Below are 562 nucleotides of genomic sequence, written 5' to 3' on the forward strand. Positions count from 1 at the left end.
GCGAGGAACCATCGGCGCGGCTATCGCCTACACCGAAGACGCCGACGCCTGGTCCTTCACCACCGTGCTCCGGCGCAAGGGTGACGACTTCGTCCTGTCCGGCCACAAAACCTATGTGACCGCCGGAATCATGAGCGACGTCTTCCTCGTCTATCCCCTCGACGAAACCGGGGACATGGTGGCGTGCCTAGTGGAACGCGACGACCCCGGCGTGACCGTGACCCCGGCGGCACCCCTCGGCATGCGGACCGCAGGCGCTGCATCGCTCACCTTCGAGGATGTACCGCTGACCGCGGAACGCATACTCGAGCCGAGCGACGGGCTCACTCACGCGCAACGGTTCCTGAGCCATCAACGGCTGTGGATCACCTGCGCTCCGCTCGGACGCGCGCAGCGAGTCCTGGAAGACTGCGCGACCTGGCTGTCGAGCAGTACCCGATACGGCGAACCGGTCGCCGGTCTGAAGAACGTCGAAGCGACACTCGGGCGGATGTACGTGGCGATCGAATCCGCCCGGTCCATGCTGTACCGCGCTCTCACCCACGTCGGAGCAGGACGCGCC

At 66.4% G+C, this 562-nt stretch carries 1 protein-coding gene; it reads left to right on the forward strand.

Features of this window, described 5'->3' with window-relative positions:
• On the forward strand, positions 1 to 562 hold a 562-nt coding region (locus ACLARN_RS44170), incomplete at both ends, for an acyl-CoA dehydrogenase family protein (protein WP_409497461.1).

Source organism: Amycolatopsis sp. cmx-11-12, from assembly GCF_046269425.1.
In the GTDB taxonomy this organism is placed as follows: domain Bacteria; phylum Actinomycetota; class Actinomycetes; order Mycobacteriales; family Pseudonocardiaceae; genus Amycolatopsis.